This is a genomic window from Dokdonia sp. Hel_I_63 (assembly GCF_007827285.1).
In the GTDB taxonomy this organism is placed as follows: Bacteria; Bacteroidota; Bacteroidia; order Flavobacteriales; family Flavobacteriaceae; genus Dokdonia.
The window spans coordinates 1,782,696-1,798,404 of sequence record NZ_VISD01000001.1; the positions used below are offsets into that span (position 1 = coordinate 1,782,696).

Below are 15,709 nucleotides of genomic sequence, written 5' to 3' on the forward strand. Positions count from 1 at the left end.
AGTCATATTTTTGAGTTCATTGATTTAAAAGTTATCCTCCCTAAAACAACCCAAAAAGCTTTTTTCTTTTGGCAGTATTAGGCCTGTTTAATTCTAATATATCTGTCACTGCGTGCTTGTCAAAGCCGTCAAAAAGCGCTTCTACGCCTTTTTTAATCTTTACATTAACTTCATCGGTATATAGCGGTATTAATGAATAAAAGTCAATGTTTTTATTTGCCAACTTTAGAGAATGGAAATCTTCCTTAAAAACAATAGTTGGTAAGAGTACCATGGTGTTAAGCTGTGTGTTTGGAGCAAAAGGATCAGCGGGGTTTCCATTGGGTATGGTGTGTCCGTAACCGACCCAAGTGTTGTATTCGTGAGGGAATCTAGCTATTTGTTTTAACCATCTAATAGGCCAGTAGTTGTTTTCATCCTTAAAGTCTTCTTCAGAGATTTTCCAGGATGCCGGTAGACAAATACTTATTTCTGCATAATCGCAATCTATTACATCTTCTGGTGTATTCATTGCCTTATCACTCATGCCAGAAGTAACGAGTGTATGAAATGGTCTCTCATCTGTAGGCTTTACCCAGTGTACATCAATGTGAACTTGATCTGATATAAGCTCATGAAACACCATATGAATCTCTCCAATATGTTTTTCAATATGATCTGATATATCATCTATATGATCTCCTCCAGTAGCTAACTCAAAATCATTTCTATTGGATTCTGTGTAACGATAAACAGGTGCGCCTGATTCAGATTTTTCCATGTTGTTTGAGGTTGTATTTAATTCAGTTTTTTCATAATGTTAATTTAATCGACCATATTCTTGTTGAAGGCATACATTAATCCTTTATCAGTTGCTTTAATCCATTTGTTATTTGAATACCATTGAGCATAACCAAGTTTTATCAATTTTATAGCGAGTACTTTAAACATTGATGGAGATATATTCAGTCTGATTGCCACTCCAGAAGAGTTAGCATAACTTTCTACTCCTTGTAGTTTTATTATCATCGAGAGCGTTTCATCTAACACTTTAATATCTCCATCTAATTGATGATCTTTAATTATAGTAAATGGATTATTTCCGATTGGCGGCTTTTCAAAAATTGGAGTATTATGAATAGTTCGAACTAGGTTATCATAATTAAATTCAAAATTACTTTCTTTAGAAAAATCAATGTATAATTTTGTTTTTAAGAAAGTTGGTACTGCTATAATATCATTTTGGCGTATTATAGGTATGATTTTATTCTCATCAATTCTATTTAAAAGATTCGATGTAATAATCATTTTTTCATATCCAACTCCACCTTGACCATCATTGGCCTTATCAACGTAAGTTTCTGTGCAAATCATTAAAATTTTATCAGCTCTAGCTAAGTTGATTTCCATGAATTGTGGTAAATCATCCCCTGCAGTAAGTTCAAACTGGTCAATGATGGCATCTATCCCATTATTTCGAAGTCTAATAGCTAATTCTAGAGTCCATTTTTTATGCTCGAGAGTATCGTGGGAATATGAAATAAAGACTTTTGGTACTTCCATAAAGTTATTCTTAGAATTATGTTTTCGTCGGCTCCTTATATGATATGTAGCGCTGATTTGCACGCTATCCATTCGGTTAAACTCAAGCCGAATTTTTAAATTTTTCCTTTAATCTTTATTTTACTAAAGGCATATTCAAAAATTTGGCGACTTTCCAAAAATGCCCAAGCCTTAGTTTTAGCAATGACTTGCGGTATTTTTTCTATACATTGTTACCCACTGGCTTTTACCAGTTTATTTCATCTTTTTCTCTGTTGTAGCTGACACTTTCATTTATTAATTCCTCAACAAATGTTTTGTGTTTAGTCTTTTTAAAGACTGTTTTTCGAGCCGCCACAAACTCCAGCTTTTTATCAACAACTTCTGGCCAAAGAACAATATTTACACCTTTATATTCAGATTTTACACTCGCATACATAATTCCGTCAACCTCTGGTATTTGCTCTTTAATATACATCGCAAATGCGCAAGATATTTTATAATTAGAATTGTGTTTTTCGATGTCAAGAGTAAATTCATTTGCTAAAAATTCATTAAGAATTTTCAAGTCTTCAAATTCTGGACTTTCTTCAAAACGATTAAAATCAGCCTTCATCATATCAAAGTCTTTGTTGTTACCAATAATTTGTTCGCTAGGAAGTATCATTGCTAATGTCAAATTCTGATTCACATCCCAAGCACCAATAGTTAAAACTTCTTCTTCACTATTTATGTTTCCACGAAATATAGATACAATCTCTGTGATTCCTGTATTTTGATTTTCGTTATCGTTGCAATAGAACAATCCTTGTCCAGACTCGTTTGCACGTCCAAATTCATTTATATTCAGTATATCAGTTCTGTAAGACAACTCTTTTGAACTCCCAAAAAGCTTGTCCCTATTGCCATCATTATGACTTCTATATCTAATTAATTTAAAAGGTTTTAGTTCAGTAAAGGCAATAGGAATCCGCTGATTCTTAAGAATGTTTTTGATGTGTGGATAGCTTGAAATAGAATTACTCACTTTTAATTTCGATAGTTTTTCTATAATTTCTTTTGAAGCACTCATTTTCTTTAGCTTGTGGGTAACTTGCATATATAAACAAGCTCCATATTTACATCACCCAACCCAAGCAAAAACCAGAATCACGATGACCTATATTATTAATTCTTGATATTTAAAAAGTAAAATCACTCATTCACTTTCTAAAAAGCTAATCTACAACCTCAAACCCACACTTCTTTACGACTTTCCTCATTTTGGGCAAAAAAATGTAGAATATTTAGTTTCAGTAGGATAAATCTTGGTGCTAGGCATCGTCATTTACTTCTATCCAGTAGCCATCTGGATCTTGGAAATACACTTGCTGTATCCCGTCATTGCGCACATAATCTTTAGTGGGCGTTCCTCGCCAGTCGGCATAATCTATATTGAGGCTTTTAAGGTGTGTGATAAAGGAAGCAAGGTCTGCTGTGGCAAGTGCGAGGTGTACTGCTTTGTTTGTGATTACGGTTTCGCCTGGTCTTGGGATGAGGTGCAGTTGCTTGCCATCACCTAGTGCGAGCCAGCGAGTAGGGGAGACAGAGGCGGTGTTTTCTATTTCGGTAAGCCCAAATACTTTTTGGTAAAAAGCAATGGAGACGGCTACGTCTTGTACAGAAATGGCAATATGATTTATAAAGAATGTGCTCATGATGATTGGTTTTGGAGGCTAAATATCTTCATTTTTAATGAAATACGCTGCTCCTCGCCAGCAATAGTTATCATGGAACGCGGTAGGTGCGAGGTGTCATATTTTCGCGAAAGCGTACCTATTGTTATTGTTTACAAAAGAGCTATAAAATCATAGATTGTGGTTTTAATTCTTGTGATCAATCCGTACTTTGTACCCCTGCTATGGATTCAAAATTAGAAGTATATATTGAGGGCTTAAACGAGGCCCAACGCGCTCCTACACTACATAAAGAGGGAGCATTAATTGTAATTGCAGGTGCGGGATCTGGTAAAACGCGTGTGCTTACCTTACGTATTGCTTACCTCATGTCACAGGGAGTAGACGCCTTTAACATCTTATCACTCACCTTTACAAATAAGGCGGCACGTGAGATGAAAAAGCGTATCTCTGATATTGTGGGTAGCTCTGAGGCAAAGAATTTATGGATGGGAACCTTTCACTCCATTTTTGCCAAAATCTTGCGTATCGAGGCAGATAAGCTAGGGTACCCGTCTAACTTTACGATTTATGATACCCAAGACTCGCAGCGTTTAATAAGCGCGATTATCAAGGAGCTGCAGCTGGATAAGGATATCTATAAGTACAAGCAGATACAAAACCGTATTTCTTCTTTTAAAAACAGCTTGATTACGGTACGTGCGTATCAAAATGATCCTGAGCTGGTAGAGGCAGATGCGATGGCAAAACGCCCGCGTATGGGGGAGATTTATGCAGAGTATGTAGATCGCTGTTTTAAGGCAGGAGCGATGGACTTTGATGATTTACTGCTACGCACAAATGAGTTGCTTAACCGTTTTCCAGAGGTGCTTAATAAATACCAGAATCGTTTTAAATACATACTGGTAGATGAGTACCAAGATACAAACCATAGTCAGTACCTAATTGTAAAGGCACTGTCTGATAAGTTTCAGAATATCTGTGTAGTGGGAGATGACTCGCAGAGTATCTACGCCTTCCGTGGGGCAAACATTAATAACATTTTGAACTTCCAGAAGGATTATGAGAATGTAGCGATGTACCGCCTGGAGCAGAATTATCGCTCCTCAAAAGTGATTGTGGAGGCGGCAAACAGTGTGATAGAAAAAAATAAAACCAGACTGGATAAAACAGTATGGACCGCAAACCCAGATGGTGGCGAGATTATCGTGCACCGCTCTCCTACAGATGGTGAGGAGGGACGCTATGTGGCAAGTTCTATTTTTGAAAATAGAATGAATCACCAACTCATGAATGGGGATTTTGCGATTTTATATAGAACAAACGCACAGTCACGTGCGATGGAGGATGCCTTGCGCAAGCGAGATATCCCATACCGTATTTATGGAGGATTATCCTTCTATCAACGTAAGGAGATTAAGGATGTGCTGGGTTACCTGCGCGTGCTTGTTAATCCAAAGGATGAGGAGGCACTTAAACGTGTGGTAAACTACCCAGCACGTGGTATAGGTGGTACCACCTTAGACAAGCTTACGGTGGCGGCAAAGCATTATGGCCGCTCTATGTTTGAGGTGATGGAGAAGATCGAGCAGCTGGGTCCCTCGATGAATATAAATCGTGGTACACAGACTAAGCTTAAGAACTTTGTAACGATGATTAAGAGTTTCCAGATTCTTAATGAGCAAAGCGATGCCTTTACCGTGGCAGAAACGGTTGCAAAGAAAACAGGACTTTTACAAGAACTTAAAAAGGATGGAACTCCAGAGGGTGTTGCTCGTATAGAAAATATAGAGGAGCTACTCAATGGTATGCGTGACTTTGTAGAGGAGCAAAAGGAGCTGGCAGATACTACAGGATCGCTAGCAGAGTTTCTAGAAGATGTGGCACTTGCCACAAGTATGGATAATGATACGGGTGATGATGATCGCGTGGCGTTAATGACCATCCACCTAGCAAAGGGACTTGAGTTTCCATTTGTATACATCGTGGGGATGGAGGAAGATCTCTTTCCTTCTGGTATGAGTATGAGCACGCGTAGTGAGCTAGAGGAGGAGCGCCGCTTGTTTTATGTGGCACTTACAAGAGCAGAGAAGCAGGCATACCTTACCTATACAGAGTCTAGATATCGCTGGGGTAAACTGGTAGATGCAGAGCCTAGCCGTTTTATAGAGGAAATAGATGATAAGTATCTGGATTACCAGACGCCTATGATGAGAAACCGCTATAAGTCACTCATGGATATAGATGAGTATGGCGAGGTAGATAAAAGTAAATTACGATTAAAGAAGCCAGTGAGTGGTACACCGCCTAGAGTGGGTAATCCATCACAAGACCAGCTACGCAAGTTGCGCAAGATAAGACCTACTAGCGGTGATGAGCCTGTCTCTTCACTCGCAGGTGCGCTGGAAGCGGGTACGGTGGTAAAGCATATCCGTTTTGGTAAAGGGATTGTGGTAGGACTAGAAGGGAAAGGCCAAGATCAAAAAGCAGAAATTAATTTTGAAAACGGTGGTCTCAAAAAGTTGTTACTACGATTTGCAAAGCTTGAGATTGTAAGCTAGTACGCACACAAGCTGATATAAAACACAAATGCTGACGTCTAATAGATGTCAGCATTTTTTTATGGTGATAAATACGCTTTCGCGAAAGCTAAACAGGAACACTCCCTATCTCGTCATACTGTTTAATACGATGTGCTTAATCTTCAATAGGTAAGTAGAGGTCGATGTACGTGCCTATTTTTTGTTGTACATCGAGGTAGCTAGTTGCGTCCCAATCTCCATGACCACCTTCATAAATAGTAAAGATGTGCGGAACACCAGCATTAGAAAGCGCCGTGTCTAGTCGCTGACCATTAGTAAGCGGCACCAGCGGATCTTGATCTCCGTAAAATTGTAGCGTAGGACTAGCACTTGCAGTCACTACTTTGGCAGGGCTTAATAACTCGCTGTAATTTGCATTCTCAGGATACGCACTTTCATCGGTAAGTGCGGCTACATAGGTTTCAAAACCTGGGCCGTCTGCATAAAAAGGATCTGTAAAATCTGCTGGGCCCACAATGTTGGCTACAAATTTTACTTGATCGTCCACATCATACGTATAGTCATACATCATCGCAATATGTGCGCCAGCACTAAGTCCTATAAAACCATACTCGTTATTAAATTGCAATTCGCTACTAGTAGCATTCAGCTGATTGATCACCGCCTGCACATCTAGAAACTGATTAGGAAATGCCGGTATCGCTGGCGGATCTGCCAGTATGTAATTCATATTTACCACGCCATAATCTGGATGTTGTGATTGCACCAGATTTATAAAAGCAGATACATTTTCCTTATCTCCCTCTGTCCAGCCACCACCGTGTATGAGGATAATCATCTTTGTTTTGGCAGCACTACGTCCTGCAGGTAAATAGAGGTCATACACCTGCGCAGGGTCATTACCGTAGGGAACATCTGTAAGCGTAAGCGCCTCGAGTGCAACAGCTTCTTCCATCTCTGTATCAGGAGTAATGACATCTATGGTAGTATCGTCACTATCTGAGCAGCTCCAACTCATTGTAGCCAGTAAGCATAGGATATATAGTAGTTTCATTAAGATAATTTTAAGGTATAACGCACAGATTTTACTTTTATGTTAAGGTTGCGTTAGTTTCTGCGAGATATTTTAAGCTTATAAGTAACTTTAAATAAAAAAGTTATGATCAAAGAAGGAACAAAAGTACAGTGGAAGTGGGGTAACGGTACCGCAGAAGGAAAAGTAACCGAAACTTTTACAGAGAAAGTAACCAAAACCATCAAAGGTAGCGAAGTCACTCGCAATGGAGAGTCAGGCAATAAAGCATTGTATATCGAGCAAGAAGATGGAGATAAAGTACTCAAACTTGAGGACGAAGTAGAGCGCGTAGATTAGGGAAGTTACGCTTTCGCGAAAGCGTGATTATCATATTAATTGTTACTCGTACATTCACAAAAAATTACAGCCATGTCAAAGTTTATAAAACTCTACGAAGAAAATCCAAACCCCAAGGACTTACAGGAAATCGTAAAAATCCTAAAAAACGGCGGACTCATCATTTATCCAAGTGATACCGTGTATGCATTAGGCTGCGATATTACAAATACCAAAGCACTAGAACGCGTAGCACAGATAAAAGGAGTAAAGCTAGCTAAGGCCAACTTCTCCTTTGTATGTGAAGATCTAAGTAATCTCTCAGATTATGTGAAACAAATAGATACGAAGACCTTTAAAATATTGAAAAGAGCACTACCAGGACCTTATACCTTTATATTACCAGGTAACAATAACCTACCTAGCGTCTTTAAAAAGAAAAAGGAAGTAGGAATACGTGTTCCAGATAACGAGATTACAAGAGCCATCGTAAGAGCACTGGGTAATCCTATTATCTCTACGTCCATCTATGATGAAGATGAGGTGATAGAATACACCACAGATCCAGAACTCATCTTTGAGAAATGGCAGAACCGTGTTGATGTAATTGTAGATGGTGGTTATGGAGGTAATATTCCTTCTACTGTAATTGACCTTACGGGTGATGAGCCTATCCTTATAAGAGAAGGAAAAGGTAGCCCAGAATTTTAAAACGTATACCTATTAAAAAACCTCTCCAAAGGGAGAGGCTCTTAACTAAATCTAATTAAAGATTTGGGGTACTTACTAATCTAACCTAAAGACTAGTAACTTATTCGCCAGCCGCAAGTAGGGTAGCAGTTTCTGTAAAGTTGTTGTTGTTGTATGTAAGCTCATCTAAGTTAAGAGCATTAAGCTGTGTAGGAAACTCACCTGTAAAGTTATTATCAAAAAGGTTAAGCTTCTTTAACTGTGCTAATGATGATAGACCTTTTGGTAACTTACCTGAAAAGTTGTTACTACTAATTTGTAGGTCTGTAAGTTTTTCTAATGATACTATCGCTGCAGGTAACTGTCCTCTAAAGTCGTTGTTTGCAAGACTTAGTCTTTTTAAATTTTTTAATCCTGAAAGATCGCTTTGTAATTCTCCACTTAAGTTATTAAAGAAAAGATCTAAATACTCTAAACTTCCCATCGCAAGGATCTCATTAGGGATATTCCCTTCAAGTTTGTTTAAAGATAAGTTGATTGTTTTAAGACCCTTAATAGAACCTAAAGAAGCTGGTATTGTTCCTTCTAAGTTATTTTTGTGCAGATTTAATATTTTAAGACCTGTAAGGTTACCAATACTTGCTGGGAGCGTACCCGTAAGATTATTGTCCTTAAGGCTTATAGCAAACACCTTATCACTGATGATCGTCACACCCATCCAGTTTTCTGGAGTTTGAGAAAGATCCCAAGAACTTGTCCACTCATTTCCATTAGTGCTATTGTATAAGTCTACAAGAGCCTGCTTCTCCTTTGGAGAAATTCCTGCAACAAGTATTGATGAGCAGAAAAGAGCTAAGATAATTAGTGTAAAATTCTTCATAATTGGTCTGTATTAATTTGCGATAGAACTAAAGTATTGTGAAAACATCTATGAACCGCACATTTAAGACGATAATCGACCAAGTACACTAAATTTTAACATTTAAACGTATAATTTGTGTCTTTAAGCGATGATTTTGACGTGCAAGAACATAGTTTGAGAATCTGTTTTGTGTCTTTAAACGAAAAAAGCGACTATCTTGCCGATAGTCGCTTTTCTCTGTAAGAGTTCTAATGAGATTCTTAGTTTCCTTCTTCAACCTCTACATCCTCTCCAGACATGTTCTTCATTTCTTGTTCAATCATATCATAAAATTGATCAATCTTAGGAAGTACATATATCTTCGTTCTACGGTTTGTAGATCTGTTTTCTGCAGTACTGTTATCTACTAGAGGAACAAACTCGCTACGTCCAGCAGCAATAAGCTGTGCAGGATTTGCTCCTAGGTCTACGAGCTTTCTTACGATAGCAGTTGCTCTTTTTGCACTTAAATCCCAGTTGTCTATAAGAACACCTCCTTTATTATAAGGAACGTTATCTGTATGACCTTCTACAAGTGCTTCAAAGTTAGGCTTACCATTAATTACAGTAGCAACCTTTCCTAAGATCTCTTCTGCTCTTGAAGTAATATTATAGCTTCCGCTCTTAAATAATACTTTATCAGAAAGTGATATAAATACCACACCTTTCTCAACATTGATTTCAATATCTGTATCGTTGATACCTACTTCTTTCTTAAGGCTTGTAACTAGTGCAAGTGTTACACTATCCTTTTTAGTAAGGGCATCTTGAAGACGGTTAATCTTAAGGTCTTTTTCTTTTAAGCTCTCTAGTGACTTTTCTAAGTTAGACGCTCCTTGCTTTGTAAGCATCGTAAGGTCTTTAGAACTTTGTATAAGTTCATTTTTGTCTTTTCTCATTTCAGCAATGCGCTCTTCTAATGACTTCACACGAGTAGTGGCACTTGCTTTTTCTTCTAGACAAGAATTTAACTTTACCGTAGCAGAGTTTAGAAGATCTTGAGTTTCTTGTTGTCTTGCTTCAAGCGCAGCATATTCTTTCTTAGAAACGCAAGAAGTAAGTAATAGGGCACTGGTAATACCAGCAATCAATAATCGTTTCATAGTTTGTGTAACTTTTAAATTTGTGATAAATGTACTAAAACGGCAATGCCATAGATACTTGTTAACAGTAATTTATGGTTTGTTACTTAAGTTCTTATATGTGTGCTTTTTCTGCACAAAATAACTCCATATAATAGAGGTTGTACCGGCATAACGTCTAGAGGATACTAGATGAAAGCGTCTTTCTAATAGCGCAGGTAAGTGTAAATAGAAACTTAAATGAGCCTTCAATATAGCCAAAAGATGCTTAGGCTGCCCAGATAATAGAAACTTTAGTGCCGCAATACCATCAAGCACAAGTCTTGAAAATATGATAAATATCGCTTTAAACCCCTTAATATTCTTTACAATATTAAAAAGCGTATTTCTAAAGTTATAAAATGTCTTCTTTGGGTTTGCAGAGGGTAGTGTAGCTCCGCCTAGATGATACACTTCGCTATCACCACAAGCGAGTACACGATATCCCTTGTTTTTAATGCGCCAGCATAGATCTATTTCTTCCTGATGAGCAAAGAATATTTCATCTAGTGCTCCCACTTCCCAGAAGGTAGATGCTCTCACAAAGAGACAAGCACCACTTGCCCATTGTACTTCTATAGTAGTATCGTATTGTCCTGTATCTTCCTCGCAAGTGTCAAAAAGTCTACCTCTACAATATGGATATCCTAACTTATCAAGAAAACCTCCAGCCGCACCTGCATATTCAAAGTGTGAAGGTTTTTTTAAATCTTTAATTTTAGGTTGCGCTGCAGACACCCTAGGGTCGTCAAAAAGAGCAATCATAGGTGTTAGCCAGCCCTTAGTCACTTGCACATCACTATTAAGGAGTACATAAATATCTGCCTTTATAGTCTTAAGTGCGTCATTATAGCCCTTTGCATAACCGCCATTTATAGCATTCTTTATAATGTGAACGCTAGGGAAGTGTTCTTTTACATAACCTACAGAGTTATCTGTACTTGCATTATCGGCTACATAAATACTAGCGAGGTCTGTGCTATGCTCAATTATAGTGGGAAGGAATCGTTCAAGTAGTTCTTTTCCGTTCCAGTTTAAGATGACGATGGCTGTTTTCACGCTGCAAATAAAAGCTTTTTATGGGATTCCGCTTTCGCGAAAGCGTACTTATTTTACTTCTCGCTCATAATCTGGTAGTGATCGCAAGAAGTCATAACGCTCTGCTACTGTGTCTACTTGGCAATAATAATGTGAAAGTCCGTTGCTCACCATCAAGTAATCTGCTTGTAATTGCAAATTATAACGGGCTATCTGATCAAAGGTTTCTTGGGTAATTTTTATAGCCGGAGCTTTACACTCTACAATAAGTAGGAGGGAGCCATCTTTATTAAAAATGACAATATCATAACGTTTGCGCGTATTGCCTACTTTTATTTCTTTCTCAACATTGATAAGGCTTAGCGGATATCCTTTTTCAGTCAGGAGCCATTGTAATATATGTTGTCGCACCCATTCTTCGGGAGTGAGTACCAAGAACTTTTTACGAATGACGTCAAAAATATACCGTTTGTTTTCGCTACTTTTGAGTCTGAAAGAGTATGCAGGAAAAGAGAGTTGTTGCATACCACAATAGTACGAGTTCTGCAGGAAAACCCAAAGGTGAAGCACGCAAAAAACATAGTTGAAGACATTAAAAAAGGAATCATAAAACCCATTTACTTTTTAAGTGGGGAAGAGCCTTATTTTATAGATCAAATTTCAGATTATATAGAGCATAATCTACTCGATGAAGCTGAAAAAGGCTTCAATCAAGTGGTGCTTTATGGTCGTGACGTTACCATAGAAGATATTGTGAGTAACGCAAAGCGCTATCCTATGATGGCAGAACGCCAGGTGGTAATTGTAAAGGAAGCGCAAGATCTCTCGCGCCAGATTGAGAAGCTAGCAGATTATGTGAAAAACCCACAACCTACAACGGTGCTTGTGGTGGCATATAAGTATAAGAAGCTTGACAAACGTAAAGGACTCGCAAAAGCCCTAAAGGAATACGGAGTTCATTATGAAAGTAAGAAACTTTATGAAAACCAAGTAGGCGACTGGTTGCGTCGTGTGCTTATAGATGAGGGATACCATATCCAACCTAAAGCGGCACAAATTCTAGTAGACTATCTAGGGAATGACTTAGGGAAAGTAATTAATGAGCTCAATAAGTTGATGCTTATTCTTCCTAAAGGAAGCGAGATTACACCACAAGCCATAGAAGAGAATATCGGGATCAGTAAGGACTTCAATATTTTTGAGTTACGTAAAGCAATCTCAGAGAAGGATATTGTGAAGGCACAGCGGATTGCACAATACTTTACACAGAATCCTAAGGATAATCCGCTGGTCTTAACAGTGAGCCAGTTGTTTAGTTTGTTTGCGAGTATTCTCAAATATCACGGGCTTCCTCAAAAGGATAAGACTACGGTAGCAAGAGCACTGGGTGTCTCGCCTTTTTTTGTAGAGGAATATATTACTGCAGGTCGCAATTACCCTATGAAAAAAGTAAGTGCTTGTATCTCCTTAATAAGAGAAGTAGATGTAAAGAGTAAAGGGGTAGGAGCGAGTGCTTTTGCAAGTAACGACTTACTAAAAGAGCTGCTTGTAAAAATCATGAATTAAGATTTTACAAGCAGCTCTCAGAATTATTTGAAGTGTAGGTTAGCTTATTCTGCTGCGATAACGCTTATTTCTACATTTACATATTTAGGAAGATTTGCCACCTCTACCGTTTCCCTTGCAGGAGCTGTCGCTTCATCAAAGTACTTTCCATACACACTATTAATCTTCCCGAAGTTTTCCATATCACTAATGAAAATAGAAGTCTTCACGACGTTTTCAAAAGTCATCCCCGCTTCTGTAAGAATCGCTTTTACGCTTTGCATTACAAGTTCAGTCTCCTCTTCTATACATCCTTTAAAGAGTTCACCAGTAGCTGGTATAATCGCAATCTGTCCGCTTGTGTACAGCATTCCATTTACTAATGTTGCTTGGTTGTAAGGGCCTATTGGAGCCGGAGCGTTTAGTGTGGTGATAATTTTTTTCATGAGTAATAGTATTTGGTACGCTTTCGCGAAAGCGTGATTATACATTTCGTACTTATAATTGTTGATCAGGAGTACGGCGTTTGTCGTATTTAATATCACTAAGTAGGTTACCAGTAATCCCGATAAAGAAATTCCAAGAGGTTCTACTAGGATCTGAGTTTACAGGAGGAACCCAACTGAAACGCATATTCCAACTCTCAAGATCACGCGCAAAGTTAAGAGAGGTAAAGGTGATACCTGGGTTCGCAAGATCATATCCTGTAGATCCACCTACCGTCCATCTATTTCCTAATTTTACATCTCCGCTTATCACGATAGAGTGGGAGCTTACGTCGTTTTGACGTGCATTGTTTGCGTATCCTACTTGATACCCAAAGCGTAAATTCCATGGAATTTTAAACCTATAAAATTCAATCTCTTTTTCTTCTTCGTCTTCTGGCTCCTGATTTCCAGCATTTGTATTTCCAGTAATGTCAACACCTTTTCCTAATAAATCATCTGGACGTCCACCACCTGCAAAGGTTTCGTTTTCTGTTCGATCTGTATTTACGCCAGCCTTAGCATCTTTGTCAAAGTCTCTACTAGAAAAACTGTACCCAAAACTCGCCTGCCCACTTGTAAGTCTAAAAAGGCTACCTCCATTATTTATATTAAGCGTGTTTATACGCTGGTTTGCACTATTAAGTGCGTAGAGGTCTAAATTTGCACTAAAGTTTACGTCAAGCTTTTCTTGTAAAACTGGGATAGATCCATTTACAGAGATAGGTGACAACTTGAGATCATCTGCAGCAAAATTATAGGAAGTCCTGATGTTGAGGTTATTGATGAGTTTTATTTTCTTGGGTTCTGTATCTGTGCTATCCTTACTCCGTACTTTTGCTTCTAGTGTGTTTGCAAGACTAAACGAGAGCGAATTAGAAACGCGATTACTAGGGGCACCAAAGAATCCTCCATCAAATCTTGAGTATTCTACTTCTACATTTTGAGGATCTGTCACGTCATTAGGATCAGGTCTAGTGTAGGTCTCGTAAAACTGATCAAAAGCTGGGGTGTAAGACCAGCTTAACGATGGACGCACTACGTGGCGTATGGTTTGAATCTTACTCGTCTCCTTAAAATTAAAAGTTCCGTACACTGTGGTACCTAAACTTAAACCTCCTCTGTAGGTTCTATAAGCATCAAAACCATTTACAGTATCTCGCACAACAGTATTGGTTTCTTCGTCAAAACTTTGATCTATGGTCTTAAATACCCAACTCTCCTCAAGACTACCACTTACAGAAGCACTGATGTAGTTAAAGAGTTTAAAGTTGGTTGCAATAGGAATACTATGTCTTATTCCGGTTTCTGCACTTTCAAACATGGCAGCTGTAAAAAACTCATCGTCATTTGTTCTAAAGCGGTTATCTGCTCTTAAAGCATAACTCAAGTTCAAATTCTTGATAAGCCCTTTTTTAGATCCAGAATTACCAGCAAAAGGATATATTCTATCTACGTTAAGTTGGGTAGTAGGAAGCGACATGGTAATTTCTTCCGTACGTGAGTTTTGGCTGTGAGTTGCAGCAACAGTTAGATTTACAGGCACTGTACCAGGAAACGTGCGAGAGTAAGAAACCGAAGAACTAAAGTTGTTATTTAAGAAGTTACCTGTGTTGGCTTGATTAAGTGATTGTCTATAAAAGTTACTACTACCTAAATTTACAGAGGCCGAAAATCTACTGTTAGGACTAGACTTCGTATCCTGACTATGATTCCAGCGTATGTTATATGTATTAGTCTCAGAAAAGTCTGGAAGGCCACGCTCACTAAACAAGATGCGCTCCGAACTAAAGCTAAACCTACCATTAAACTTATAACGTACTTTATAATCCGTGTCTGCTCTAATGGCATAACTACCGTTTGTGTAATAATCACCTGTAAGTGCAAGGTTAAAGTACTCGCTAAGTGCAAAATAGTAACCACCATTTGTAAGGGAATATCCACGTTCTCTACTTTCTCCAGGTCCTGGTAATATAAAACCAGAAACGCTTGTTTCCTTTTCCATAGGGAAAAAAGCAAATGGTAATCCTATAGGAGTAGGAACATCTGCGATGTACATATTAGTAAGTCCGGCAACAAGTTTTTTACCAGGTACAAACTTTACTTTACGAGCTAGAAAGTAATATTCTGGATTATCAAGATCTTCAGAGGTGGTAATCTTTACATTACTCATAAAGATTACAGAGTCATTTACTCTCTTACTGCGTTCTGCTTTTAAATTTATTTGCTGTCCGCCAGCTTTTTCTACGCGCGAACCATAGATAAGAGCTCGTTGCGTATCAAAATTAAATTTTATGGAATCTGGCTTAACTTGATTAGGACCTTGGACAAAAAATGGTATTTGAGAATAGTTTCCTGCAGAATCTTCGATTCCTCGAGCAAAAACGGTGTTAGTCTCATAATCAAGAATAATCTCACCCGCGTTTATTTTCATATCCTCGTAAACGATTTCGGCTTCATTATAAAGGTAAATTTTCTTTTTACGCTGTGATATGCGCTGGTAGTCTGTTGCCTTGTAAACAACCTTGTCAGTCAGGGTTTCTGGCTTTTGTTTGATGGAATCTTGTATAGTTCTCGTAGTATCTTCTATAGTAACTACGGTAGGAGTGATAGAATCAAGCCTCGCAAAACCTTCTGTCGCCGATTGGATTAAAGTCGTGTCCCTTGCTGGTACGCGTCTGGCATCATTCTTGGATGGGAGTTCTTGTGCACTTACCTTAAGCAATGGTAGCAAGCAAAGAGAGAGTACAATAAGAAAGTGTGCAGTTTTTGTTTGCAATGCGATTAGCCTATTTTTGTGCAAATAATTATCAATTAAAGTGTCAAAATTACGTATAT

Annotated in this window: 15 protein-coding genes; 4 read left to right on the plus strand and 11 right to left on the minus strand. The window is 38.2% G+C overall.

Annotation, left to right across the window (positions count from 1 at the left end; translation table 11 throughout):
• Window positions 1–40: 40 nt before the first annotated feature.
• The 4 genes from JM84_RS07830 to JM84_RS07845 form a co-directional block, all read right to left on the minus strand.
• On the minus strand, window positions 41–760 hold the full coding sequence (locus JM84_RS07830; RefSeq protein ID WP_144783541.1) for a suppressor of fused domain protein: 720 nt from the start codon (window positions 758–760) through the stop codon (window positions 41–43).
• A gap of 44 nt (window positions 761–804) precedes the next feature.
• A complete protein-coding gene (locus JM84_RS07835) occupies window positions 805–1,542 on the minus strand; it encodes a toll/interleukin-1 receptor domain-containing protein (protein WP_144783544.1) in 738 nt (245 codons plus the stop codon).
• A gap of 226 nt (window positions 1,543–1,768) precedes the next feature.
• Complete coding sequence (locus JM84_RS07840) at window positions 1,769–2,593, minus strand: RES domain-containing protein (protein ID WP_144783547.1); 825 nt, start codon at window positions 2,591–2,593, stop codon at window positions 1,769–1,771.
• A gap of 241 nt (window positions 2,594–2,834) precedes the next feature.
• On the minus strand, window positions 2,835–3,218 hold the full coding sequence (locus tag JM84_RS07845) for a VOC family protein (RefSeq protein WP_144783549.1): 384 nt from the start codon (window positions 3,216–3,218) through the stop codon (window positions 2,835–2,837).
• A 203-nt stretch (window positions 3,219–3,421) separates the two neighbouring features.
• Here JM84_RS07845 and JM84_RS07850 point away from each other — a divergent pair, with 203 nt between their 5' ends.
• Entirely contained in the window at window positions 3,422–5,758 is a 2,337-nt protein-coding gene (locus JM84_RS07850) for an ATP-dependent helicase (protein ID WP_144783552.1), read from the plus strand.
• Between the two features lie 136 nt (window positions 5,759–5,894).
• On the opposite strand, the gene JM84_RS07855 is transcribed toward JM84_RS07850, so the two are convergent.
• Window positions 5,895–6,794 carry an alpha/beta hydrolase gene (locus JM84_RS07855; protein ID WP_144783554.1) on the minus strand — a complete coding sequence of 300 codons (900 nt, stop codon included), beginning with the start codon at window positions 6,792–6,794 and terminating at the stop codon, window positions 5,895–5,897.
• 105 nt (window positions 6,795–6,899) lie between these two features.
• On the opposite strand from JM84_RS07855, the gene JM84_RS07860 reads away from it, so the two are divergent.
• A complete protein-coding gene (locus tag JM84_RS07860; protein ID WP_013749586.1) occupies window positions 6,900–7,112 on the plus strand; it encodes a DUF2945 domain-containing protein in 213 nt (70 codons plus the stop codon).
• Window positions 7,113–7,184: 72 nt separating this feature from the next.
• A complete protein-coding gene (locus JM84_RS07865; protein WP_144783556.1) occupies window positions 7,185–7,802 on the plus strand; it encodes an L-threonylcarbamoyladenylate synthase in 618 nt (205 codons plus the stop codon).
• A gap of 100 nt (window positions 7,803–7,902) precedes the next feature.
• On the opposite strand, the gene JM84_RS07870 is transcribed toward JM84_RS07865, so the two are convergent.
• The 4 genes from JM84_RS07870 to JM84_RS07885 all read right to left on the minus strand — a co-directional run bounded on the left by JM84_RS07870 (window position 7,903) and on the right by JM84_RS07885 (window position 11,366).
• A complete protein-coding gene (locus JM84_RS07870) occupies window positions 7,903–8,661 on the minus strand; it encodes a Two component regulator three Y domain protein (RefSeq protein WP_144783559.1) in 759 nt (252 codons plus the stop codon).
• A 242-nt stretch (window positions 8,662–8,903) separates the two neighbouring features.
• On the minus strand, window positions 8,904–9,785 hold the full coding sequence (locus JM84_RS07875; protein WP_013749583.1) for a flagellar motor protein MotB: 882 nt from the start codon (window positions 9,783–9,785) through the stop codon (window positions 8,904–8,906).
• 72 nt (window positions 9,786–9,857) lie between these two features.
• Window positions 9,858–10,862 carry a glycosyltransferase family 2 protein gene (locus JM84_RS07880; RefSeq protein ID WP_013749582.1) on the minus strand — a complete coding sequence of 335 codons (1,005 nt, stop codon included), beginning with the start codon at window positions 10,860–10,862 and terminating at the stop codon, window positions 9,858–9,860.
• Window positions 10,863–10,910: 48 nt separating this feature from the next.
• A complete protein-coding gene (locus JM84_RS07885; protein ID WP_013749581.1) occupies window positions 10,911–11,366 on the minus strand; it encodes a type I restriction enzyme HsdR N-terminal domain-containing protein in 456 nt (151 codons plus the stop codon).
• A 36-nt stretch (window positions 11,367–11,402) separates the two neighbouring features.
• Here JM84_RS07885 and holA point away from each other — a divergent pair, with 36 nt between their 5' ends.
• Window positions 11,403–12,407, plus strand: a complete 1,005-nt coding sequence (holA, locus tag JM84_RS07890; RefSeq protein ID WP_013749580.1) for a DNA polymerase III subunit delta — start codon at window positions 11,403–11,405, stop codon at window positions 12,405–12,407.
• Window positions 12,408–12,451: 44 nt separating this feature from the next.
• Here the strand turns inward: holA and JM84_RS07895 are convergent, their stop codons facing one another.
• Together JM84_RS07895 and JM84_RS07900 are read right to left on the minus strand one after the other, a co-directional pair.
• Window positions 12,452–12,832 (minus strand): Rid family detoxifying hydrolase, encoded by a 381-nt coding sequence (locus JM84_RS07895; RefSeq protein WP_041295568.1) that lies wholly within the window; start codon window positions 12,830–12,832, stop codon window positions 12,452–12,454.
• Between the two features lie 52 nt (window positions 12,833–12,884).
• A complete protein-coding gene (locus tag JM84_RS07900) occupies window positions 12,885–15,650 on the minus strand; it encodes a putative LPS assembly protein LptD (RefSeq protein ID WP_013749578.1) in 2,766 nt (921 codons plus the stop codon).
• Window positions 15,651–15,709: the final 59 nt, after the last annotated feature.

Bases quoted from the DNA above. Each gene is read 5' to 3' on its own strand.
- JM84_RS07830 (WP_144783541.1), bottom strand. From the start codon at position 760: ATGGAAAAATCTGAATCAGGCGCACCTGTTTATCGTTACACAGAATCC.
- JM84_RS07835 (WP_144783544.1), bottom strand. From the start codon at position 1,542: ATGGAAGTACCAAAAGTCTTTATTTCATATTCCCACGATACTCTCGAG.
- JM84_RS07840 (WP_144783547.1), bottom strand. From the start codon at position 2,593: ATGAGTGCTTCAAAAGAAATTATAGAAAAACTATCGAAATTAAAAGTG.
- JM84_RS07845 (WP_144783549.1), bottom strand. From the start codon at position 3,218: ATGAGCACATTCTTTATAAATCATATTGCCATTTCTGTACAAGACGTA.
- JM84_RS07850 (WP_144783552.1), top strand. From the start codon at position 3,422: ATGGATTCAAAATTAGAAGTATATATTGAGGGCTTAAACGAGGCCCAA.
- JM84_RS07855 (WP_144783554.1), bottom strand. From the start codon at position 6,794: ATGAAACTACTATATATCCTATGCTTACTGGCTACAATGAGTTGGAGC.
- JM84_RS07860 (WP_013749586.1), top strand. From the start codon at position 6,900: ATGATCAAAGAAGGAACAAAAGTACAGTGGAAGTGGGGTAACGGTACC.
- JM84_RS07865 (WP_144783556.1), top strand. From the start codon at position 7,185: ATGTCAAAGTTTATAAAACTCTACGAAGAAAATCCAAACCCCAAGGAC.
- JM84_RS07870 (WP_144783559.1), bottom strand. From the start codon at position 8,661: ATGAAGAATTTTACACTAATTATCTTAGCTCTTTTCTGCTCATCAATA.
- JM84_RS07875 (WP_013749583.1), bottom strand. From the start codon at position 9,785: ATGAAACGATTATTGATTGCTGGTATTACCAGTGCCCTATTACTTACT.
- JM84_RS07885 (WP_013749581.1), bottom strand. From the start codon at position 11,366: ATGCAACAACTCTCTTTTCCTGCATACTCTTTCAGACTCAAAAGTAGC.
- JM84_RS07895 (WP_041295568.1), bottom strand. From the start codon at position 12,832: ATGAAAAAAATTATCACCACACTAAACGCTCCGGCTCCAATAGGCCCT.